21 protein-coding genes and 1 tRNA gene are annotated in these 24,367 nt (G+C 35.9%); 4 read left to right on the top strand and 18 right to left on the bottom strand.

The window, feature by feature from the left end; genetic code table 11:
- The 9 genes from ACLTU0_RS04885 to ACLTU0_RS04845 all read right to left on the bottom strand — a co-directional run.
- The coding region (locus tag ACLTU0_RS04885) for a sugar-binding protein (RefSeq protein ID WP_412321558.1) at positions 1 to 1,991 on the bottom strand (1,991 nt) is incomplete at its 3' end.
- Complete coding sequence (locus ACLTU0_RS04880; RefSeq protein ID WP_412321557.1) at positions 1,984 to 3,891, bottom strand: hypothetical protein; 1,908 nt, start codon at positions 3,889 to 3,891, stop codon at positions 1,984 to 1,986. The genes ACLTU0_RS04885 and ACLTU0_RS04880, both read right to left, overlap by 8 nt.
- A gap of 47 nt (positions 3,892 to 3,938) precedes the next feature.
- Positions 3,939 to 5,735, bottom strand: coding sequence for a hypothetical protein (locus ACLTU0_RS04875; protein WP_412321556.1), 1,797 nt, complete (start codon positions 5,733 to 5,735; stop codon positions 3,939 to 3,941).
- A gap of 27 nt (positions 5,736 to 5,762) precedes the next feature.
- A complete protein-coding gene (locus ACLTU0_RS04870; protein ID WP_412321555.1) occupies positions 5,763 to 6,350 on the bottom strand; it encodes a hypothetical protein in 588 nt (195 codons plus the stop codon).
- Between the two features lie 27 nt (positions 6,351 to 6,377).
- Entirely contained in the window at positions 6,378 to 7,388 is a 1,011-nt protein-coding gene (locus ACLTU0_RS04865) for a hypothetical protein (protein WP_412321554.1), read from the bottom strand.
- Positions 7,389 to 7,400: 12 nt separating this feature from the next.
- Positions 7,401 to 10,100, bottom strand: a complete 2,700-nt coding sequence (locus ACLTU0_RS04860; protein WP_412321553.1) for an S-layer homology domain-containing protein — start codon at positions 10,098 to 10,100, stop codon at positions 7,401 to 7,403.
- A gap of 17 nt (positions 10,101 to 10,117) precedes the next feature.
- Complete coding sequence (locus tag ACLTU0_RS04855) at positions 10,118 to 11,887, bottom strand: S-layer homology domain-containing protein (RefSeq protein ID WP_412321552.1); 1,770 nt, start codon at positions 11,885 to 11,887, stop codon at positions 10,118 to 10,120.
- 430 nt (positions 11,888 to 12,317) lie between these two features.
- Positions 12,318 to 13,346: a ComEC/Rec2 family competence protein gene (locus ACLTU0_RS04850; protein WP_412321551.1), complete on the bottom strand. Its 1,029-nt coding sequence runs from the start codon at positions 13,344 to 13,346 to the stop codon at positions 12,318 to 12,320.
- A 33-nt stretch (positions 13,347 to 13,379) separates the two neighbouring features.
- Positions 13,380 to 14,117, bottom strand: a complete 738-nt coding sequence (locus tag ACLTU0_RS04845; protein WP_412321550.1) for a hypothetical protein — start codon at positions 14,115 to 14,117, stop codon at positions 13,380 to 13,382.
- A gap of 180 nt (positions 14,118 to 14,297) precedes the next feature.
- Between ACLTU0_RS04845 and ACLTU0_RS04840 the strand changes: the two genes are divergently transcribed.
- From ACLTU0_RS04840 to ACLTU0_RS04830, 3 genes are all read left to right on the top strand, one after another.
- Positions 14,298 to 14,645, top strand: a complete 348-nt coding sequence (locus tag ACLTU0_RS04840; RefSeq protein WP_412321549.1) for a helix-turn-helix domain-containing protein — start codon at positions 14,298 to 14,300, stop codon at positions 14,643 to 14,645.
- 83 nt (positions 14,646 to 14,728) lie between these two features.
- The gene (locus tag ACLTU0_RS04835) at positions 14,729 to 15,307 is read left to right on the top strand and encodes a helix-turn-helix domain-containing protein (protein ID WP_117965014.1); all 579 of its coding nucleotides are present in this window, start codon (positions 14,729 to 14,731) and stop codon (positions 15,305 to 15,307) included.
- A 41-nt stretch (positions 15,308 to 15,348) separates the two neighbouring features.
- Entirely contained in the window at positions 15,349 to 15,525 is a 177-nt protein-coding gene (locus tag ACLTU0_RS04830) for an IS3 family transposase (protein WP_412321548.1), read from the top strand.
- On the opposite strand, the gene ACLTU0_RS04825 is transcribed toward ACLTU0_RS04830, so the two are convergent.
- From ACLTU0_RS04825 to ACLTU0_RS04800, 6 genes are all read right to left on the bottom strand, one after another.
- Positions 15,495 to 16,481 (bottom strand): IS30 family transposase, encoded by a 987-nt coding sequence (locus tag ACLTU0_RS04825; protein WP_412321547.1) that lies wholly within the window; start codon positions 16,479 to 16,481, stop codon positions 15,495 to 15,497. The genes ACLTU0_RS04830 and ACLTU0_RS04825 overlap by 31 nt on opposite strands.
- 81 nt (positions 16,482 to 16,562) lie before the next feature.
- Positions 16,563 to 17,444, bottom strand: a complete 882-nt coding sequence (locus tag ACLTU0_RS04820) for a HipA domain-containing protein (RefSeq protein WP_412321546.1) — start codon at positions 17,442 to 17,444, stop codon at positions 16,563 to 16,565.
- On the bottom strand, positions 17,441 to 17,902 hold the full coding sequence (locus tag ACLTU0_RS04815; RefSeq protein ID WP_412275924.1) for a helix-turn-helix domain-containing protein: 462 nt from the start codon (positions 17,900 to 17,902) through the stop codon (positions 17,441 to 17,443). The genes ACLTU0_RS04820 and ACLTU0_RS04815 overlap by 4 nt, the downstream gene beginning before the upstream one ends.
- A gap of 296 nt (positions 17,903 to 18,198) precedes the next feature.
- Positions 18,199 to 18,273, bottom strand: a tRNA-Arg gene (locus ACLTU0_RS04810).
- 61 nt (positions 18,274 to 18,334) lie between these two features.
- The gene (gene srtB / locus ACLTU0_RS04805) at positions 18,335 to 19,087 is read right to left on the bottom strand and encodes a class B sortase (protein ID WP_412321545.1); all 753 of its coding nucleotides are present in this window, start codon (positions 19,085 to 19,087) and stop codon (positions 18,335 to 18,337) included.
- 26 nt (positions 19,088 to 19,113) lie between these two features.
- Positions 19,114 to 20,289, bottom strand: a complete 1,176-nt coding sequence (locus ACLTU0_RS04800) for a hypothetical protein (RefSeq protein WP_412321544.1) — start codon at positions 20,287 to 20,289, stop codon at positions 19,114 to 19,116.
- Between the two features lie 160 nt (positions 20,290 to 20,449).
- Here ACLTU0_RS04800 and ACLTU0_RS04795 point away from each other — a divergent pair, with 160 nt between their 5' ends.
- The gene (locus tag ACLTU0_RS04795) at positions 20,450 to 21,652 is read left to right on the top strand and encodes a deoxyguanosinetriphosphate triphosphohydrolase family protein (protein ID WP_022228759.1); all 1,203 of its coding nucleotides are present in this window, start codon (positions 20,450 to 20,452) and stop codon (positions 21,650 to 21,652) included.
- 150 nt (positions 21,653 to 21,802) lie between these two features.
- On the opposite strand, the gene proC is transcribed toward ACLTU0_RS04795, so the two are convergent.
- The 3 genes from proC to ACLTU0_RS04780 all read right to left on the bottom strand — a co-directional run.
- Positions 21,803 to 22,606, bottom strand: a complete 804-nt coding sequence (proC, locus tag ACLTU0_RS04790) for a pyrroline-5-carboxylate reductase (RefSeq protein WP_412321543.1) — start codon at positions 22,604 to 22,606, stop codon at positions 21,803 to 21,805.
- A gap of 74 nt (positions 22,607 to 22,680) precedes the next feature.
- Positions 22,681 to 24,090: an oxaloacetate decarboxylase subunit alpha gene (locus ACLTU0_RS04785; protein ID WP_022228757.1), complete on the bottom strand. Its 1,410-nt coding sequence runs from the start codon at positions 24,088 to 24,090 to the stop codon at positions 22,681 to 22,683.
- A 30-nt stretch (positions 24,091 to 24,120) separates the two neighbouring features.
- Positions 24,121 to 24,367 (bottom strand): sodium ion-translocating decarboxylase subunit beta (locus tag ACLTU0_RS04780; protein ID WP_412321542.1); only part of this gene is annotated, 247 nt, incomplete at its 5' end.

Here is a 24,367-nt window from a genome sequence, read left to right as displayed (position 1 = left end):
ACTCCAAATCGATTACTTCCTAAATGGATTCCGTCTGCGCTTGATGTTATAATCGCACCCGGGGCTAATGACATTTCACAATTTCTAAATATTATTCTTCCACAATTATTTGATATAGGCGCTAACATAAGTAAAGAATTTGTAGTTTTCACTCCTTCAAAGGTTACATCTTTACTGTAACTTACGGTCAAAAGATCAGGGCGTCCGTATTTGTTATATTCTCCGAAATCATATGAATTCCAGCGGCTTTTAAACGGCAAGCGGTCTCCTTTTTTTATAAGCGGACAATATGTTTCGATTGAATCCCTGAATACAACCTTGTATTCCCTGCCCTGTACCTTTTCCACAGAATTTATCATCAATGCGTCAAATGGCATAAATCCGGGAATTTCTTTTTCCGCATTCATAATATTAGCAAAAATCCACGGTCCGTCAGATGGGTTTGAACAATAATAATGCGCCCATTCATCATCTGCCGGAAGAGGACTGTCCTCCGGAATATCTATATATATGGCATTTTCCTCCGCACTTGTTTCTTTAACCGTTCCCCAAATTATTACTCTTTCATCATACTTAACATTCAGATTTCTTACTTTAATATTTGTACAATCCTCAATATTTATAAGACTATTTGTCGGTCTTTCAAACAATATTGTACTTCCGTTGCCCTCAATAGTAAAATTATTTATATTATCTAAATCAAAGAGCGCAAATGCATCTTGCTTTTCATTTATTTTATATGTTTTCCCTGCTTCAAATTCAAGCTTAGACGGTGTCCCCTGTTCTGCCAGTGCAGCAGCCGCTTTAAATGCAGCAAGAACCGCATCTCTGTCATATATGTTTCCATCACCTACAGCGCCATAATCCTTCACATATATCGTCACCTGCGATTCAGGATAGGTTGTTCCTGTTTCTATCGTAATCAAATTATCAAATCTACGATAATCAACAGTCCATCCCGTCGTCGGAAGAAGTGAATTCAACGGAACATATAATTTTCCGTTCACGCTTTTGGGACTTCTGTCTAACATTAAGTGTCCATCACCATAACCTGCAAGACGACTGTTCTCCGTGTATGTCAATTTTATATTGCCTATCATCAGTGAGTTTCCATTTGTTTTACCACCTATTACGTTTGCCAGATTATTTATTTCCATACTCGGATATTCATTTACAAGAACTATAGGATAATTATATTCTTTTCCATTAAAGGTTGTTGTTATATTATCAAGATACTTAATCGTTTCTTCTTGACTGATACCATTAAAATCAACCTCAATCTTTCTTGGTTCATATACCGGTTCATCAAAATCCTTTATGGAAACATTTTTTCTTAAAATCAAGGTTCCATGAGTTGATGTATCGATTTGTGGTGAGCCGGATTTAACATTCCAAGTATACAGCGTTCTTGCAAAGCCTATCATTTTGGAAGCGTTTGCCAGAACATCAAAACCCATTTCCATATTTTCATGAGGTGTCACTGTTTTAAAAGGAAACGACAACTCGGCAATGTAATAATCATCCGATTTTTTTGCCGCGCCGTTCATTTTACCGACATCATAATTACTTGCCGTTAAGGCAGAATCAAATCCAATACGAAGCTGGTAATCATCATCAAAATACTTTGTTGTACGCATGCAATTCTCATCGATAAAAAATTCAACAGAATCATTTTCCCACGGAGAGGAGTCCATATTACTGAATTGTTCCGAATAAACTTTAGCAAGAATATATATATTCTTATCATCCCAAAGGACTTTAAACCACCCTTTATAAAATGTATTATCTCCTCCCAAAATATTATCTAATACATTATAGTTTGTACTATTCCAGATATTATCTATTTCTCCGTCGATAACAGGTGTTCCATATGCCGCTTCTGCTACTTTAACTTCCGTCTTTTCGCTAATATCCTGCTGTTTCGCAAAAGCCGAAGCTGTGCAAACAAACATTGCCAGCATTAAAATCAGCGCGGTAATCTTCTTATTCAAATAAACCACCTCCCAGCTCTAACTGTGTCCGAATCTCACATTCTTCGGGATATCCGTAAAATACCGATATTCCGTCATAAAGTATTATCATTTTATCTGCCGCCCAAAAAAGTGATTTTCCCGCCAATTTTGCGGCATCTCTTACAGGTATCTTGTCATCATTTGTGTACTGTTCTAAAATTACGGTTGACTTATTACCGAATACTTTTTTTACATCAGATTTTGCTATATAAGATGTCCCATTATTCACCGTAATATTAACATTTCCAACACTTGTACCATTATTACAAAGTTTACCTGTAGTTGTATCAATAATCATGCTGTTTTTTAGTTTCCATTTGGTTGTTTCAGAAAGCACATCACCCTCGACATACATAAGCTTTACATCTGTTATATCAACATTGTCGTTCCAGTCGTCTCGCCATTTATTAAATACAAATGTCAGTGTGTCTCCGGATTTTACCTTTGCCATTGCATTTATATTATTAAGGAAATAGACTTCATCATATTTATCATCCCATCTCAGCGATTGCTCGCTTCCTACGCGGTTTGACCAAAGAATACGCCCGTTTAAATAGATTTTTGTCAAAACACCATCAGAAGCCGAATCAATATTGAGCAGTCCACCTAATTTCAAAATACCGTCCTCCGGAAGTTTTATATCAATAATTGCGTTTGTTGTTACTCCAGGTCCCACCTTTGTTTCACTTACATAATCTTTTTCTCCAGAAACTCCACTTTCCCATCTTTGTGATGCACTATTATATATCATAGGAACCTTAGAATATTTTTCACTGTATATCCCGACTTTATCAGTTTTTGATTTCTGAATGAACGAACTAAGCGAATATTCCTTCTGTACGGTATATTTTTCACCAGCACTTGTATCGCACGTCTTAAATAGTTTACCCATATATTTAGTCGCATCACAAGTCCATTCGCACCGATTAAATCCGGCATATTCGTTTACGCCTACTTCCACATCAATATAATCATCCTTTTGTGCAAAAACACCAATATCAAGCGTATTTGTTTTCCCCGGAACAATTAGCTGTTTCCAAATCTCTTCATCATTTTTGAATACTTTTATAATATTGCCAAAGCCTGTTGCGCTATTTGATGTTACAGGAGCATATACACGATATCGCCCCATTTCTCCGATTTTAAACCTCTTTACAACTGAATATTGGTCACTCGGCATTACCGCTTGATCGCTCACAAACGCAACCCCGTCATCTGCCATGTATCCGTCTGCTGATTCGGAAAATTCAAGTTCCTTCATTGTATCATCACGTTTCTGAAAATAAACCGGATCAAACTCATCACGAATATATTCATTTGAAGTGTAATTTACGGTCGGATACCATTCAGTAGCATCATAATAATTATGCTGCCCACAGTTAATTACAAAATGTAATTTATCTCCCACCGCAAGTGACGCTGTTACATCATACTCCGCCGAAGCCTCATCGGAATCTATACTTCCACTCCAAATAACACGGCTATTTTTTAGAATATTAAGCTTTACACCATCTCCAAACGTTGAATCTCCTATATTATCCGGCGCGCGTTTTACAACTCCCTTTAATTGAACAGTTCCTCTCATTGGCGAAACAAACATTATCTCATAGTCTGACGCTCCGCCGGGCGTTGCATAGACCGTAGTAAGCATTGGATATTCTCCGCTTTGAGATATCCACCTTTTGTTTCCGTTTGCTTCTACATTATAGATAAGCTCTTCAATCTGACCGCTTTTACTTTCACAGAAATAAAAACAATTAGCTCCCTGTGTTTCAGAAAATGCCGCCGTATACGAGGCTATGCTTGGACTATCCGCTGCAAAACTACATGTTGAACAGAAAATAACCAGCATTATCAATATACAAACAATTTTTTTCATGCCATACTTCCTTTCTGCCATTACGGCTATAGTAAAGTCAATCTTTTCTATTTAACACTGTATAAATTATGCTTTACTATTGGATTTATATTTTTACCATCGCCATTGATTATCATTAGACTAAGCTCACAATCCTTATAATCTTCATAAACAAAATCAATATCAAATGATAATATACATCCGCTTCCTTTGGAATTTCCGCCAACAAATGCAGCCTCAGAAAGTTTCACCATGGTACCGTTTTTATCATAGAACGCAAGATACGCGTTTGATTTCTTTTCAAGTATTCCTGCGTCATAAAAAAGACATTCAATACGATTACCATTGTTTATTTCAGAAATATTTAGTATTTGTTTATCATTCGCTGTAAATTTTGCCGTTTGGATATATTCAACCTGCGGCGTCCAAAACACAGCAGCGCTTGTTGGATCCTTTGCTGAAACGTCAAAGTATATCATATCTCCGCATCCAACATCTACCATAATATCATGTTTAATACCTTTACTTTCGTCTATCTGGTCACCCGGTATTGTTTCTTGCCAAATACTCTTGCCGTCTATTATTATTTTAACTGTTGTCGCGGCGCCTTTTCCTATTTTGAAGATGTTTGTTCCTGTTGTAAGTCTCACTTTTCCCGCCATAGGCGCTTTCCAGCCTATACATGCCGAAAGAGTAGGTTGAATTATTCCCTGCTGTGTTATATAACTTGTCACATTGCCCGAATTATCCTTTGCTGCATAATAATTGTCAAGCCATGATAGTTCGTCATATACTCCCGTAGCATCATTATATTGCAAATAATACCATCCATCTTTGCTCTGTTGTCCAAATGAGGATTGCATACTAAATTTAAGATCAGAAGTTTCTATCAATTTGTTTGTATAAACATTTCCTTTTCTATATACTCCATTATCTGCTGTTCGGGGTACAGGATATTTGTCTTTTGGATCTGTAAGCTTTTGTCCAAAAGCATTACCAAGATTATATGTAACATCGCCGTTTGTAAATTCTTGTTCCGTTTTTGATATACTTATCTGTGGATTAACAGGGGTTCCGTTTGCTTTTGCACTATCCTTGAGATAATAACAATTTTCATAAATAATTTCTGATAACTCGTTAGAATTTACAAAGGGATTTGCACCGTTTTCATTACTTGTTACCGAGCCATAATTATAACTATTTTTAATACAGAGCTTGTCATTTTCACCTATCCATCCGACAAAGCCTGCCGCATTATTTCCTGATGCTTTTATTACTGCTGCATTTCCGCAATTTTCTATTATTATATTATTATTTGCATCAACATCGGTATTGCCGATAAATGCCGCTGTATTATTACTGCCGTTTACACTTCCGTCAATTATGAGATTTTTTATTATAACTTCACCTTTTGCCTTTTCTATAAGCGTATGTCCTTTTAGAGTAAGCTTGTGATTATTACCATCGATAGTTCCCGTATACTCCTCAATAGGTCTTGTATTTCCACTCGCCTTAACATCAGCCGTAAACTTTGAATATATTGGTTTATCTGTTGTAGCTATAACGTCTGCAAGCGCATTAAGACCATCTGTCGAATCTATCAGATATGGGTTCTCCTGACTGCCATCTCCCTCAAGATGATATGGCTCCATATATGTATACGTTATAATCGGTTTCCAGTAAATTGCCGCACCAGTATTGTTTGTTCCGCAATCTACCTCGTGGTATATCATATCTCCTTTATTAATGTGAAGGTTTGTCACAGTATATGACTGATTTCCAGAACCATTATAACATGTGTTATCAAATACCCACCGTGTTTCTTTACCGTTATCATCTGTTAAAATCTCATTATTCAACTTCATTGTTGCAATTACATCTTCTCCTTTCGGCTATGGTCCGTCACGATACACAGTATTATCCTGAGCAGTTAAGGTTACAGTTCCTGTATACGGTGCCTCCCAGCCAATAGCAGCAGGTGCAGCATAACCGGGTACTATAAAATGTTCATTTATGTTTCCTCCGTCCAAACCTTTAAAATGATTGTCCGTCCATGTCATGTCTATGTATGCGCCCTTACTGTCCTTGTACATAAAATACCAGCCGTCTTTGCCTTGTTTACCGCCGCATTCATTAAATGCATCCACTTTTTTAAATACTGTTTTTCTTTCAGTATCAGGCTCCGGCGTTGCGGTAGCCTCTGGAGTGGCTGTTGGCTCTATCGTTGGTGTCACTGTCGGGTCAGGCTTTTCTGCATCAGGCTCCATATATGTATACGTTATAATCGGTTTCCAGTAAATTGCCGCGCCGGTATTGTTTGTTCCGCAATCTACCTCGTGGTATATCATATCTCCTTTATTAATGTGAAGGTTTGTCACAGTATATGACTGATTTCCAGAACCATTATAACATGTGTTATCAAATACCCACCGTGTTTCTTTACCGTTATCATCTGTTAAAATCTCATTATTCAACTTCATTGTTGCAATTACATCTTCTCCTTTCGGCTATGGTCCGTCACGATACACAGTATTATCCTGAGCAGTTAAGGTTACAGTTCCTGTATACGGTGCCTCCCAGCCAATAGCAGCAGGTGCAGCATAACCGGGTACTATAAAATGTTCATTTATGTTTCCTCCGTCCAAACCTTTAAAATGATTGTCCGTCCATGTCATGTCTATGTATGCGCCCTTACTGTCCTTGTACATAAAATACCAGCCGTCTTTGCCTTGTTTACCGCCGCATTCATTAAATGCATCCACTTTTTTAAATACTGTTTTTCTTTCAGTATCAGGCTCCGGCGTTGCGGTAGCCTCTGGAGTGGCTGTTGGCTCTATCGTTGGTGTCACTGTCGGGTCAGGCTTTTCTGCATCAAAATCTGTATATTCAACAACAGGTCTCCACCATATCGTCGCAGCACCGGGATTTAACCCGCAATCTACTTCGTGATACAATATATCGCCTTTGTTTACATGCACATTCGCTATTGTATAATTTGTTTTACTGTTGTTTTCATTTTTTGTTTTATCAAATACCCATTCCGCATCCGTTCCATCATCTTTCTTTATTTTTTCATTATTTAGCTTTATTGAAGCAACAACATTATCTCCGCCATCATAGGAAGAAACTCTAAACATATCATCTGTCATCTTAAGCGTTACCGTTCCGCTGTAAGGTGCCTTCCATGCCAATACTGCAGAAGTATTATATTGAGGAGTCATGTGAATAAAACTAATAGTAGGAGTGCCTCCTTTCCCAAAACTAGCCTGTTCAACGCTCTCATCCCACGGAAGCTCTGTAAGTTCTCCGCTGTCACCATTTTTGCTATAATAATACCAGCCGTCATATCCCTGCTGTCCATTACATTTCCCTATTGATTCCGTCATTTCGTATCTTGTTTTCTTCTCAGATACTGATGTTTCGTCTGCTGATACACTCACTATGCCACCCATACATTGCACTGCAGTGACAACAGTCACCATAATCGTTACTGTCTTTCTTAATAAATATCCTTTCAAGATTCATTCACCTCACTCATAAACAACTAATATTCTTGTGTTATTGTTTGCTCCCACAGCTGCAAAAACACTATTACCTCTTTCTATATCATTAAAATTAATTTTTTCATACTGTCTTCCTGTCCATTTGTATATAGCTTCCGATGTATTTCCTATATATTTACTTCCTTTTGAAGTGGGTCCCGAATATTCATCTGGCTTTCCGCTGACAATAACATTTGATTCTGAAACAAATACAGACTGTCCATAAATACATCGCTGACTACTGTTAGCTGTATCAAAATCTATAAGAACCGGTGAATAATAATCTGTATCTTCCAAAGAATGCTGTATCCACATATCATCACATCGTCCCTTGCTATCCCAATGCACCTGAACAATATCTCCAGGTCTCACCTTCCGTAAACTTTGCAAATCATAATTTTTTATTCCTTTTTCTTCATCCACTATCGCTATTTTAGCGTTTATTGTTGACGCTTCTGATAATTTAATAGATTTAAGCTCACCTCTTTCATTCCAACCCTGTATCTGATAGTTTTCTTCTCCTTCTTCCTCGTCATAAAACATATCTACTTCGTTAACTGCTATCATTTCGTGACCTGCTCCAATAAGATTACCACCAGTACTATAGGCATATCTTATTAAAATATATTTGACTCCGCCATTTTCTGCAACATCATATAACGATACCTCATAATTATTTTTATTTGAGACAAAATCCGATTGTAAAACCCATAATAGTCCATTATTGTTCATTATTTGTTTATAACTATCATCTTCTTTGGATATGTTTGGTATATAGAATATTTTTGCATCAGGCTCTACAAAATATCTATCATCTAAAACTTTATCATGAGTACACAACATAGTACGTTCATCATCCAACGAAAATTTTTGAGCATCATATCCCTGCTCCGGTAAAATTATTTCTTTAAGTTCACCATCTACTTCTGAATACTTAATAAGCCCCTGCATATTTAATTTTTCTTTTATTTCATTGCTAATATTTTGTATTTTTATCTTTTTAGAATTTATACGTATTGAATCCTTAACCTCAAACTTTTTAAATTTCCTTTGTTCATCAAACAACTTAATCCAAATAGCATCACTTCCATCATCCTCTGTGTATATTGAGCTATCTATAAGAAATGCAACCTGTTCTCCTCCGCTACGGCTATCTAAATATGCAATATTCCCTCTTGAATCAAGGTAAAACACTCCCGATATTCCTGCTTCTATCTTAGGAATTTTGTTTTTACTTTCCAGATTCTTGCAATAGCTGCTTGTTATATATTCTTTTTCTCCAATAGTCACGCGAAATTTGTTATCATTAGAATCTTTATGTATTGATTTTATAGTTCCTTGTATTTTCTGATTACTTATTCTACACTTTATTACTTTTTCATTATCATCATTTTCAGAGATTGCTATCAACAGCACATCATCTTTATTTATATCGCTTAATTTTACTTCGCCGCTGTCATTGTAAATACGATAAAAGCTATCACTCAATTTCAGTTGCTTTTCATCGAATTGGAATGATATTTTCTCCTCTTCTTCATTTACTGAATATGCAACCCGAGTGATATACTCTGTAACAACAACAACTTCATATACATTATCGTCATCATTATCAATAAACTTTATATCAGCCATATCTAAATACGGCAATCGCTCCAGCTTTTCGCCACTTATATGGTCAACCGCTTTGCCATTATAAATCATATCATAGGTTACATCCATATTAATATTGCGCTTACGATTATTTTGATCATAATATCTAACTTTGATTTCATCAACATCTATAATATCTTCATCAGTAACGGTTATCATCTTATTTTTTGATGTTTCTTGAATATATAATATTTTGCCTACCGAGTCTCCTTTTGGAATTTCAACATAACATTCCACATTACATCCCAAATAATCATCTGTCAAATGTTTATCATCACAATGTATTTCTGTTCCAATCTTTACATTTCCTTCTCCAAGACCGTTATCACGATTAAGAGATGTAGCTTCATTTTGACTAATAATACCTTTTACTCGATAAATATTACGTTTTTCAGTTAAAAAAGTATATCCTTCAACTGTTTTATAATTTATATTATTTCCTACGGATCCCGCTATTTCCAAAACATCTGCATGTAATGCTGTATATATTATATTTGCCACATCTATACGACGGGAAATATTTTCATTTGCAACAGCCTTTCCTTTAAGTAAACCAAGCATATTGCCTATGGTTATATATCCACCCGGATAGCCACCTTGAGATTGTGCGGCAGCATCTCCGCCTAAAGCAGTTACAAAGGTTTTAATAAGCTGTATATTAGTAACATAATCATCAGGTCCAAATTTCTCATTATCATAACCTGACATGTAACCGTTACGAATCGCTGTCTCAATATATGCACGGTCATAATCACTTACATCTGTAAAATGAGGTGAAGCATCTTTTGTTTCGCTAATATTAAACATCTTACAAATAATTTTTGCAAGCTCGCTCCTTTTAACTGGCATTTCATCCCAAAAAAATCCGGTTTCTGAATCAATCTCCATTAGTCCAAGTGCTTCTAAAAGTTTAACTATTTTTGTGTCTGCGCTGTCTTTAAAAGTTTCTGTACTATTTGCTGCTTCTATACGTGGGACAGATATCATGGAGATTAGAAGCAAAACTGCCATACAAAATGATAGTAATCTATATTTCATTTATTTTCCCTCCCTGATTATATACCGAATTTTTCCATACACCTATGAATTATGACTGCCGCTTCTGCACGTCTTGCATTTTTCTTAGGCGCAAACATATTATCACCAATACCACTTATAATGTGGTTTCCCGAAAGCACTTTTATTGGATATTTTGCATATTCGGATATGTCATTATCATCTGCAAAAAGCTCTCCAACATCTGATATTTCAATGCCCATTTTTTCTATCGTCCTATATACTATTGCCGCCATATCTTCTCTTGTTATATTAATTCCAGCTCCAAACTCGTCATCTGATAACCCATAAATAATTCCCATTTCTACTGCACAGCAAACATATGGTGCAAACCAATCTCCTGAATGTACATCATTAAATGACACACTTGCTTGGTTAGTGCCAAGGTTGAAGGCTCTGCAAATTAGTGTGACAAATTCCTCTCGAGTTATATTTCTGCCTGGTTCAAATTTTTCATTAGAAATTCCTTTGACTATTCCTTTTGCATTAAGCTCCTTAATTGCATCGGCAGCCCAATCATATCCTGCAAGATCATTAAAAGTATCACTTTTATTATCTTTAATGTTTCCTTGAATTAAACTGTTGTTAGTTGCAGAAGGAATAGTTATCTGAAATCCCGTTCCTGAGCCACTTCCTCCACTTGAGCCACTTCCTCCACTTGAGCCACTTCCTCCTCCAGAACCATTTCCTATACCAGTTCCGCTTTTTGCTTTAATTAAAGCATCATTTACAACCTGAATAAATGTTTTTATGTCACTAAAATTTGTTTGGGCTGACTGCCTTTTAACGTCGGCCATTGCTGCATCTAAAATATTAGTATTGGTTTCATTTTTAAGTTGATTCATTTCATTTTCCAAAATATCTGTATTTGATAAAATCAGTTCGTTTAATTCCATATAATGAGTAGTGTTTGCAAACCTTAAAAACATACTGTTTCTGATTGCTTTATAGAATTCACCATAGTCATTAAAGCCTCCCTTAGGCATGTTTGAATATACATTTGTAGCTATCCATTCCTGATCCTTAGCACTTAGTTTGCTAAATCGTTCAGTATTTGCTATCGCATTTTTTTTGACAAACAAAGCTTTTGAGTTAATATCGAACTCATATATCAAATCTTTTAATTCTATAGCATTTGCCCTATTTGCGAGAACTGTATAAATTGAACCATTAGCAATTTCAACCACATTTTCTGTCGTTACAGAAGACTTATAACTATTTGCAGAAATATTAATTTTATTCTTTGTTGTCAAATCCTGTTTATTATATAAGTCCAATTGCACACCCATATTATTATATATTTTTATTGAATCCTCATCAGATGTCATAAAGTCCAAAATTCCCTTACTACTTTTAATCATTTCATTTATACTTTCAGTTTTCTTTGTCTTATTGAAATACGGCAATTCAAACGAAACTACTGGCACATCTTCATCAGCCTGAAATAAAACTTCCATTTCAAATAAATCGGCAGAAATTTCTTCATCATAGAATTTAATATTGTTTCTGAAGCTACCCTCTGCATCAGGTGTAATAATCCTCATATATCTTATGTCTAAAGGATTTTCCTTGTTTCTCGCCATAATCGTAATCGGTCTTTTATCAGAAAAACTTCCTTCATAAAATAGAGTCTGATCCTTTATTTCACATCGGGAAATGTTTAATTTCGAATCGGCGGAATACCCTAATGCTTGAAAAGGCGAAAAAATCAATAATGACGTTGATATTAACATAGTTAACACAATCAATCTTTTTGTTGACATACTCATCTTTAATAGTCCTCCCTATTTATTTTAGTACATATTCCCTAATTGTACCTTTAAATCTATATATTAATTATAACTTTTTAACAGAGAATACACAAGTGATAAAAATATGGTGTTTGGGGGGGTAATTACATAATACTGCTTTTAGTAAAATATAAACAACTTTGAATTTCAATAGCATCTATTCTCTTAAATCCAAACTACCGTTTGGGTGAAACTACGCTAATGCAAGGATACTATCTGTATTTTTAAGCTTTTTCTATCTATTTATTGTTATTGAATATTACCCATATATAAATTCCAATCGCTATTACAATAGAGAGTACAAAAATTAACAGAATCTAATATATCATACTAAAATCTTCCTTGTTCAAGAGCAACAATTTTTACAGGGAGAATATCCTGAATTTACAGCGTCCGCGCGGCTTTTAAATTAAACACGGTTTTTCTCTGCCGGAAGTGTATGACAATCGGGACGGTGAAATTTCTTTGAGTTTTTATTGCCGATATAATTTCCCTCTTCATATTCTACCGCCGTTTCGTTTGTCTGTATATCCTCATTCTTTACGGTGGTAACAGTAATGTTATCGCCGTCGCTTATCATAATTATATCGCCTTGCAGGTCTGTTCTGTACACCTGCACATCTGCGTCCCTTAAACGGATCAAAACGGCTTCCGTAGGGTGTCCGTATAAATTATCTTTCCCGACGGATATAACCGCATATTCAGGCATTACCTCGCGTAAAAACGGATATGATGTTGATGTGTCCGAGCCGTGATGACCGACCTTGAGAACATCAGATTTTAATAATCCTCTGTCTAACAGCGTTTGTTCTTCCTCACGCTCCGCGTCGCCCGTAAATAGAAAAGACTTATTTTTGTGCGTTACCTTTAAAATAATTGATGTGTTATTGAGATTATCCGCATTATCAGGGCAAGCAAGAATTTCTACCCTTGCGCTTCCAAACGGAAAACTCTCGTAATTTTCAGGGTGCATTATTTCTGTATTTTGGTCTGCCGCCTTTCGCTTGAAATTCTGATATGCCTTGCTGTCCGCCTCCGCAGAAGGAGCATATACTGCGCTAACGGGCATTACGGAAAGCGGAGCGGACAAACCGCCGACGTGATCTTCATGCGCGTGAGTGCATACCATATAATCTATGTTATCAATATTCAGCTTTTTAAGATAAGCGACAATCAAGCTGCTGTCTGCAACATTTCCGCCGTCAATCATCATTGTATCATCACCGCATTGTAATACTGCCGCGTCCGCTTGCCCGACATCTATAAAATGTACGGTTAATTCTGATACAGGTGTTTCGGTAGGGCTTTCGGTAGGCTGTACGGTTACAACAGGTGTCGGCTCAATCGTGGGTGGTGGAACGTTAGATGTTGATGTGCAACCTGTAATTAGACACAAGACACAAGCTAATATTACCGCAAATACTGAATTTCTTTTCATAAGCAACCACCTCACATATTTTAATTTATATTATTACTTATAAATTTTTTCTTTTAATTCCTCTATTCTGCGGTGTTTATAACTTGTCGCCATACTCTCAATACAATTCTTTTTAAGTTCTTCTATATACTGTTCAAAATGCGTGTTTATATCTTCATTGTTTAAGATTAAATTTGAGATAAATAAAAAAATTGTACTGCTAACTTGTATTGGAATTTGTGTTGATACCATATATATAAAACGAGTAAGTATAATTTCCTCCGCCTTATTGGGATTATATGGGCTCATTTCCTCAATTTTTTTCTCTATTGCTTCCTCAACTGTTATACCTTGCAATTTGCTATATTCTTTTATTTTCATAGCAAGGGGCGCTAATTTTACTTTGATTTTTTCCCCGTAACATATTTTAGGCGGTATTTCCATATCTTTATCCGATTTGGCACTGCTCACGTTAATTGTTTTAACGATGTCATTATATGTCATTTCAAGCGTTTCAAAAGCATTATCTATACTAAATTCATCGTTTATTGTACAGCATATAAGCAGGGATATAAGAGAAAAAATAAGCTCGTTTTGCTGTCTGTTATCTAAATTGTCTATACATACTATTACATACCATAATAGTATGATTGCCGCGTCAAAAGGAACTTTGTTAATTGCGCAGCATAATACCCGATTTAACATTATCTCAACAGACAAGTTATCAATCACGCTAAATTCGTTAAAAAAATCTACTGTTTTGTTTGTTGGTTTGAATTTTAATTCTTTCATTTTGTTTTACTCCTTTTTTATTATTTCATCTTCAATAATTATCCAAACATATAATTACATTAAACCATTTATAATATATATAATCCGAAAGTATTATTTGGTCAATCTAACAGTTGTTTTAAATGGTAAAAAAATATGTTAAAATTTATACAAGCAATTCTTATTAAGGTGGTGTTTTATTTGGATTTTGATTATGCTACAATAGGTAAACATATACAACAATATCGTTTTGAACTTGATAAAACCCAAGAAGAAATTGCAGAAAAGGCAAATATAAGCAAAAATTACTTATCTAAAATTGAAACAGGTAAATCCGCCGGTCGATTAGATAAATATTATAGTATTGCAAAAGCATTAGGCGTAACTATTGATATGTTGATAGATAACACATCAAATAGAGCTTCTTCCGACAACCAGCTATTCTATAATCAACTACTATCGTTAATTTCTTCTTTATCACTTAATCAGCGAAAAATGTTGATTGAATTTATTGAATTACTCCGTAATCACAACGGGGAATACTTGTAAGACAAGGTTTTATTTTAAGAGCCAATTGAACCGACCCCCAAAAGTTAGACCAAAAATCTAACTATTGGGAGGTCGGTTTTTTCATGGCAAAATATAGTTTTGAATTTAAAATGGAGGTTGTGCAGGCATATCTAAATGCTGAAGGTGGGTATAGATATTTAGCAAGTAAATATAACATTCCTGCAAAGAGGAGAATTGAAGAATGGGTACACGCATACAGAGAATTTGGTGAAGAAGGGTTAATGCGTTCGAGACAAAATAAGAAATATACTTTTCAATTTAAGCTTTCTATGGTAGAATTGTATCTATCAAGTGAGGTCTCATATCAGGAATTAGCACTATCACAAGGAATTAGTAATCCATCATTGATTGTAAAATGGGTCAATGATTTCAGAATTGCCGGACCTGATGCTTTGAGACCTAAAAAGAAAGGTCGTAAGAAAACATTGGATATAAGAGAATGTAAAAAGCCTTCTAAATATGACGGAGAAAAACCCGTGGATACAAGTGCCGAGCATGTCAAAGAACTTGAAGACGAACTACTTAAACTTAGAATAGAAAATGCATATTTAAAAGAATTGAGGAGACTGCGTTTAGAGGAGGAAACTCTTCTGAAAAAACAGCGAGAATTGTCCACAGTCTCCGAGGACAGTTCAAATTAAAAGACATTCTCGCAGTAGTCGGTTTTCCAAAGGCAACATATATGTATTGGCAAAAACGATTTGACAGAGAAAATCCTGATAAACAGTTGGAGGATGAAATCACTAAAATCCATATAGAAAACAAGGATTACGGTTACAGACGGGTATATAGAGAATTACGAAACAGAAAGATTTTTGTCTTGAATTGTCAAGTCAAATGCAACGATATATCAAAATAAACTTCAAAAGGCGATTTCCAGTTCAAGCATTTGCGTGGACGCTGATTTAAAATAAGCGCTTTATCTCTAATTAATGATGGTTTAATTTCTGTTAAATCCTGTTTTTTAGGAAAATATTTGCGTAGAAGTCCATTAGTATTCTCATTAGTACCTCTTTGCCATGGTTGATGTGGTTCAGGAAAATAGAATTGCACATCATTTAGAGCTTTGCTTATTTCTTCATGTCGTGAAAATTCTTTGCCCCTATCAGGTGTAATTGTTTTTGGTTGACTATCTTTTAACATATGAATTATCGCTTGTTTTACACTGATAGAATCTTTTTTTGCTACTTTTTCGCACAACAAATAACGACTCTTTCGGTCAACAAGCGTTACTAAACACGCTTTTCCTGTTACGCCTGCAACAGTATCAGCTTCCCAATCGCCTATTCTCTCTCGTTGATTTGCTTGTTCTGGTCGTTCTGAAATGTGATGACTAATTTTACCTCTCGTTTCAATACAACCATTTTTATGTCTGATTTTTCCTCTATGTCTTAACTTTCTTGCAACCCCTCGCTGCCCCGGTGATAATTTCCCTTCTTCTAAAAATCCTCGATATATTCCACGATAAATTGTAGCATAACTAATTTGTATAGGGTTTTTCTCATGTTTTAAACGAAATGAAATTTGCTCCGGAGACCATTGATATTGAAGAAACAAGAATTGAACAGTTTTATGAATATCTGCATTTAATAACAATGGTTTTCTACCACATTTGCGTCTGCGAATTTCATGTTGCTTTTGTGCGTATGATGGCGAGTAAATGCCTTCAGTATTAGTATTACGCTTAATTTCACGAGATACCGATGATTTATCTCTCTGCAATTCTTTGGCTATAAAACTAATTGTTTTTTCTTGTGCAAGAAAAAATAGTATCTTTTCTCGTTCTTTTGTGGTAAAATGTTTGTAGTGGCTCATGGGAATCATCCTTTCAATAATAGTCGTTGCAATTCTATTATACTGGATTTTTCCCTTTGAGTCATTATTTTTTTACTTGTTTCACTTATATTGTAAATTCAAGAGAGAAAAATCAAGTATATGTTCTTTTCTCTCAGATAACATTACTTTATAAAAATCCTTCTGGAGTTCTGTTATTGATGGAGTGCTGTCTATAATCTCAAAAATTTTCTCCATATCTATACGGCTTGTAATTCTTTTCAGTGCCTCATTGCATTCAGCAAATTCTGCCGCAGATATGAATTTAAAGTAGTTTATTTTCTTGCCATTATAAGTAATGGCAGACAGCGGCATATCGAAAACTCTATGATTTAATTCGTTTTTATCATTTAAAACCGCTTGCATAATGCTCTCATCTGCCTGTGGATAAAGACTGCTGCCGCAGTCAAAAACCGGAGCAAGCGATACCTCATCAGTATTTGCATTGTACAAAAATCCCCAGTTTCCATTATGTCTGTCCCAATTTCCAATAAGCGCATCAACAATAAACGTATCCCAAAATCTTGTTTTTAGCAATTCAGAGTCAATTGAAGTTTGCGCCTCAATTGTTGAAAGTATATCAGCAAGGTCTATACCATAGCCATTTCTTTCAGAATCTATAATCCTGTTTTTCAAAGAAGCAAAATCCTGAATAGTAATACCGGGTTTTGTAAAATCCTTGCATGCAACAACGATTTTTGTTTTTCCATTGCTTGTATATGTCCCAAATATCGTTTCCTGAACAGGTATTCCGACAGACTCAAAAATCTTACAACCAATATATTCACTGATACAACTGTTTGTATAACTTATACCTTTATTTATAGTTGGAAATGGCGGAAACTTGAGCATATACTGTTCTCCGTTATACACAACTGCAATTTTACTGCCATTTGCCCCTGCATAAGCTTTATTTTTCTTTATTGAATTTGTAAAATCAATCATACATTATCCTCCTTTTTCATTCTTAAATATTTGCTGCGCAAATACCATGCTTGCTCACTTGATATAAGGTTCTCAACCTCCGCATAGTTTATGTCCGCATTAAGTTCACACCAATATAAATCCCAGTGAATATCGTTTTTGCCGCTATCTACAATTTCCCATGATTTCTTCATATTGTTAATCGAATTCTTCAAATCTTTTGGTAATCCGCACTCATAATGTGCCTCATTAATTGGCATGCCTGTATCAGGATGATATTCGCTATTATCAAGCCTCATTATTTCCTCCATAGAACGGTTTAAAGCTCTGGCAATTTGCTGTATTGTCTTTGCATTACATTTTTCAATGGTTGTCTTGCCTGAGCATATATCTATAACAGTAGTCTTCGGTATACCACTTGCTTTTGAGAGCTGATATTTTGTGATGTTTTCAAGGTCAAGTAAATTTTGCAGCGTCATTTTCTAATCATCCTTTCAATACTATTGCTATCTACAAACATTATATCGGAATACCGACTGAATGTCAATATATTCAGAATCTTTACGTGCATACTATAAATACAAAAAAACAGATAATCTCATCACAGAAATCATCTTTTATATATTTCTATTAAATTGTCCGCAACAGTTTGAGTCCTGTACAAATACCCCTGACAGTAAATGAAACGCCGGTTATTCAGAGGGTATCCGAAACCCTCAAAAACCGCATAAGAAAGCGTGACGAGCTTACTGACAGTAAAATCGTCACGCCGTTTTGGTACTCCCGACCAGAGTCGAACTGGTGACTAACCCTTAGGAGGGGTTTATTATATCCACTTAACTACGAGAGCAAAACACTATTAACATACCAATATATTATATAATATTTCAAAGCCGATTTCAAGTATTTTCTTATTTCTTTCTTGCAATCACGACAAATCTTTCATTTGACGTATGATACGCACACGTTGAAAGTGTTATAAGACTATCGCCGTACACTGTATTTACACCTGTATCATAAAACGAACGTGACTTTGCCTGAGTGACATATTCATTAAACCGCTCCTCCGACTCTATATCCGCATAATTGTAATACTTAAATTCATTACTTGCACCGACTTTAGTCGTAAACGCATACACAATCTCATATTCGCCCTTATCGTACAAAGTATCATACATTATATTTTTATGAGCGTCATAAAAGCTTTTATCCTCATAATCGGCAAGTGACGCAAACATTGTACCGTTCTTCATATTATGTGCATAAATAATTTTATTCACCGATTCGTCATTCGACTGATAATCGAGAAAAGGTATACCGCTGAATTGATATTCCTTATTAAAATTCTTATGCAAATAAAATTCATTGTCGCTATACTTTACCACAGGATAATCGACAGGTGTATCGGGAATTTTTATCCACCCTACCATATCATTATTCTGCTGATACAACGAATAATAGCATTCAAGCATACCGTTATCCGCACGTTTATCAATATAACCGTCCGTTGCGTCTGCACGTTCCGTTTTCTCAACCACTTTTTTCAATTCATCAAAACCGCTTTCAGCCTTATGTGAATCATAAAAATATTTTCCGAGATAACCGCAGCACCCTACAAATATCAAAACTAAAAGGACCTGTATGACAGTAAGTCGTTTTTTCACTATCATACACGCCCTTTCACTTTAGTTTAGTTGTTTTTTCTCTTTTTAATTTCGATAAACACAAATGCACCTGCCGCAAGAATACCGACTGAAACCAATGCTACGATAGGAGTGTTGTCCCCTGTCTTAGGATTGTTCTTTGACGGTTTAGCCGTTGTTTTCGGTGTGGCTGTCGGCTTTGTTGTAGCTTTTGTCGATGAACTTGCTGTTGAGGTTGCTTTCGGTTTTGCGGTCGCAGTTGCAGTATACGGTGTGAATTTAGTTTCAGATTCAACCTTTATCTTTTCACCGTCTGTCAAATTTATAAGATATTCCTCAACCCCATTTGCAGATGAATTTTTATCCTTTAATGCGATTGTTGATTTTAATTCACCGTTTTCTGTGTAAACATGAACTTTTCCGTTACCTGTCATAGTATATCTGCCCGGGTCAATATCTTCACCGCAAATATATTCGCCCTGTGCCAATGTAACAACACCGTTTTTATCCTCTTTTACAGACGGATTAGTTGTTTCCTTCGCTGTTACTTCCGTTGTCGGTGCAGTTGTTTCTTTTGCAACTTCTTCTGTAGCCTTTGGTGTCTCGGCAGTCTCTGTTTTTTTCACGCTTGAAACAATGCTCCAATCAAGTTTTTCAGCATATTGTGCCGCGTCAGAATTTTTCAAGGACTTATTTACCGATACCGTTACATTTATAATTTTGTTTTCAGTATTCGCAGAACTGTTCATTGTTCCCAACGGAATATCTTTATATGTACCGTTATCCGTTTTAGAGTCGTCATTCGCATACGAATAAATAAGCTTATTGTTTGAATCCGTTACTTTTATATTATAATAATTCAAAGCGTTGTATTCGTCAGGTGACGGTGTTTTTAACGCCTCAGGTTTTACATCGTTTGACATTTTTTCCGACATAGACAATCTCAATTTAAAATCTACCGGATCACCCTCTGCACTTTCGCTTGATATTGTAAGAGTCTGAACAACAGACGACTGTTTAGACAAATCGTCAAGTTTTGTCATCAACGGCTTTATCGATCTCACAGTTTCGCCCAACTGATCGGGTGCATATTCATATGTAACAGGGGTTGACTTACTGTCATTATTTTTTATAGATACGCTTGAATTTGGTGACGCAAATACAGATACCGACATACATATTGTCATAACTGCCGCAATCATACCCGAAAGCACTTTTTTCATAATTCTCGCTCCTTATATTTACTTTAATATTTTCTTCATACTACATATAGTATATCACATTCTTTTTTAATTGTCACTACTGTAATTGTTAATTTATTGTTACGAATATTGTTATATTCCGCATTTTATGGTATAATCAATTGAAATGAGGAGGTATAAAATGAGTTCAGATTCAAATTACGAAAAACTTTCCGATGAATTACAAAACAAAATAAATACAGAACTTTTTGACGGCAACGGTTTTAAGGATAACGCAATCCGCCGTATTGACAAGGAACACGACAGAGCCACTCTTTGGCGGCCTGCGTTTGTGCGTGACGTTGAAAAAATTATGCACAGTCCGTATTACAACCGCTATGCCGACAAAACACAGGTATTTTCTTTCTATAAAAACGATGATATTTCGCACCGTGCTCTGCACGTTCAGCTTGTTTCAAGAATTGCGCGAAATATAGGTAGAATGCTTGGTCTTGACCTTGATTTAATAGAGGCTGTCGCACTCGGTCATGACATAGGTCACACACCGTTCGGTCACGCGGGCGAAAAATTCTTAAACGAATCATATCATGCAAATACGGGACGATATTTCAATCACAACGTACACAGTGTGCGTGTGCTTGATAAAATATTTAACCTCAACATCAGCCTTCAAACACTTGACGGAATACTTTGTCACAACGGTGAGTTCGAGTGCAAAGAATACCGTCCGTCAAAGCTTGACAATTTCAAGGATTTTGACGCAAAGGTTGAAGAATGTTATATTGACCAATCCGCAATAGACCGACTTGTACCATCTACGCTTGAAGGTTGTGTTGTCAGAATTTCGGATATGATTGCTTATATCGGAAAAGACCGCCAAGACGCTATAAAAACCAAGCTGATTGACAGTGAAAGTGTTTTTGCCGAAAGTGAAATAGGAAAATACAATGCGGCTATTATAAATAATCTTATTGTAAATATCGTTGAAAACAGTTACGGCAAAGATTTTATACAGCTTGACGAAAAGCACTATCAAGCACTAAAAAACAGTAAAAAAGACAATTTCCGTGTTATATATCAAAACAGCAAAATTTCTGACGTATATGACAAAACCATTGAACCGATGTTTGAGGAAATATACAATAAGTTGCTTTATGATTTAAAAAATGACATAAAATCATCGCCGATATTCAAGCATCATATTGAATTAATCGACTATTCAAACAGATTTTCGGGATACGAATATACAAAAAACAGTGATTTTAATGATATTGTGACGGATTATATCGCAAGTATGACAGACGACTATTTTATCGACTTATATGAGTATTTATTTAATAAACAAGCACCCGTAAAATATATATCATACTTCGATAATGTTTAAAAATCAGAGATATTTTTAAAAAGATTTTATTTTTCTATTGAATTTTTACAATTAATAGTGTATAATATATTTAACATTGTTTGAATACAATGTTACGTTCATATACAATAACGCCACCGATAATAAAATCGGTGGCGTTATTGTTTTATCTTATTTTTTCCCAAGTTCTTTTGACTTATTCATACAACCTACCATTGCGTCAATGATACTGTTTCTGAAACCGTCTTTTTCAAGTATTGCAACTGCGTCTATTGTAGTTCCGGCAGGTGAGCAAACCATATCTTTCAATTCCCCCGGGTGTTTGCCTGTTTCAAGTACCATCTTTGCACTTCCAAGTACTGCTTGTGCGGCGAATGTATATGACTGACTTCTCGGCATACCGCCTATAACAGCTGCGTCTGCCATTGCCTCAATCATCATAAACACATAAGCAGGTGACGAACCGCTGACAGCTGTTACGGCGTCCATAAGATTTTCCGATACGACTTCACCTTTACCAAAGCTGTTAAACACGTTTACAACTACATCTGTTTCTTCTTTTGTAACATTGCTGTTCGGTGTCAATGCCGCCATTCCCTCGCCGACTAAAGCCGGTGTATTAGGCATTACACGCACAAGTTTAATATTATGTTCAAAAGCCTTTTCAATCGTTTCTATCGCCTGTCCTGCTACTATTGAAACGATTACTGTATTATCTGAAACACTGTTTTTGATTTCATCAATCACACCGTATAAAAACTGCGGTTTTACACACAAAAACAATACATCAGCTTTATCTGCCGTTTCTTTATTGTCCGATGTCACTTTAACACCGTATTTTTCATTAATATTCTTTAACGCCTGCTCATTTTTATCCGAAACAATTACATTTTCAGGACTCGCTATATCAGAATTAATAATTCCACCGATTATAGCACCGCCCATATTTCCGCTGCCTATAAATCCAAAAATCATAATATCCTCCTGTATTTAAAAATTTTTATAAAAAATACCGGACGAAATATTTCGTCCGGTACTAAAACACGCAATTAAACCGGATATGTCTTATTTTCCATATCCACTAAATCTGCATCAATTTTATATTTCTGAGCACGTCTGTATTCAAAGAATTTAACGGCAACTTGACCGAACAATGCATATGACAATACATCTTCAGGCTGTTCAATCCATTCTGCACATTCTTTCTTCATCTGTTCAAGCTCAGGCTTTAATAGGTCAGCCGGACGACAAGTAATTCTCTTTTCGTCGCCGATAATCTTCTTAACGATTTCGTCAGAGATTTCAGCAGGGCACTTACCATATTCGCCTCTTACAAGACCCTTTGATTCCTTAGAAACCATCTTGTATCTTTCACCCATAAGCACGTTAAGTACTGCCTGTGTACCGACAATCTGTGATGACGGTGTAACAAGCGGAGGATAACCGAAGTCTGCACGAACACGAGGTACTTCTTTAAGCACTTCATCATATGCGTCTTCTCTGCCCTGTTGCTTAAGCTGTGATACAAGGTTTGAAAGCATACCGCCCGGAACTTGATACTTAAGAGTATTAACGTCAACACCCATAACCTTAGTGTTCATAAGACCGCTCTTAATGTATTCTTCTCTTAGCGGCTTGAAGTAGTCGCAGATTTCGATAAGCTTATCCAAATCGTAGCCTGTATCATACTCTGTACCTTGAAGAGCCGCAACCATAGGCTCTGTAGGCGGTTGTGATGTACCCATAGCCAACGGTGACATAGCACAGTCGATTACGTCTACACCTGCCTCAATAGCCTTTAGGTAAACCATTGAAGCCTCACCGCTTGTGTAGTGAGTATGAAGTTGAATAGGAATCTTAACTTCTTCTTTCATCATCTTTACAAGGTCATATGTTACATATGGTCTTAAAAGACCTGCCATATCCTTGATACAGATTGAGTCTGCACCCATTTCTTCAAGTTGCTTAGCCATTTTAACGAACTTTTCGTTTGTATGGAATTCACTTGTTGTGTAACAAACTGTAGCCTGTACATGACCTTTTTCTTTCTTACAAGCCTTGATAGCACATTCAAGGTTTCTGACGTCGTTAAGAGCGTCAAAAATTCTTAGTATATCAACACCGTTTGCGATTGACTTTTGAACGAAATATTCAACTATATCATCAGCATAGTGTCTGTAACCAAGTATGTTTTGTCCTCTGAAAAGCATTTGGATAGGAGTCTTTTTAGCTCTATCCTTAATCTTTCTCAATCTTTCCCAAGGATCCTCGTTAAGGAATCTTAGGCAGGCATCGAATGTAGCTCCTCCCCATGCCTCAAGCGAATGATAACCGATGTTATCAAGCTTTTCTACAATAGGAAGAATCTGCTCTGTTGTCATTCTTGTAGCAATAAGTGACTGGTGAGCATCTCTTAGGACTGTTTCTGTAATTTCTACAGCTTTCTTTCCCTTTGCCATTTATATTTCACTCCTTTATTATCTGTTTAATTAAAGATTTCCGAACATTGCAAGGAATACACCTGCCGCAACGGCAGAACCGATAACTCCGGCAACGTTAGGACCCATAGCGTGCATCAAAAGGAAGTTTGAAGGATTTTCCTTCTGTCCTACTGTTTGAGATACACGGGCAGCCATAGGAACGGCTGAAACGCCGGCACTTCCGATAAGCGGATTAACCTTACCTTTTGTTACCCAGCACATAATATCACCCAAGAACAAGCCGCCTACTGTTGAG

Origin of the sequence: Hominilimicola sp., from assembly GCF_046972485.1 — a bacterium.
Taxonomy (GTDB): Bacteria; Bacillota; Clostridia; order UBA1381; family UBA1381; genus Hominilimicola; species Hominilimicola fabiformis.
Note: the sequence above shows the minus strand (reverse complement) of the source record. Positions and strands in the feature narration are given on the sequence as shown.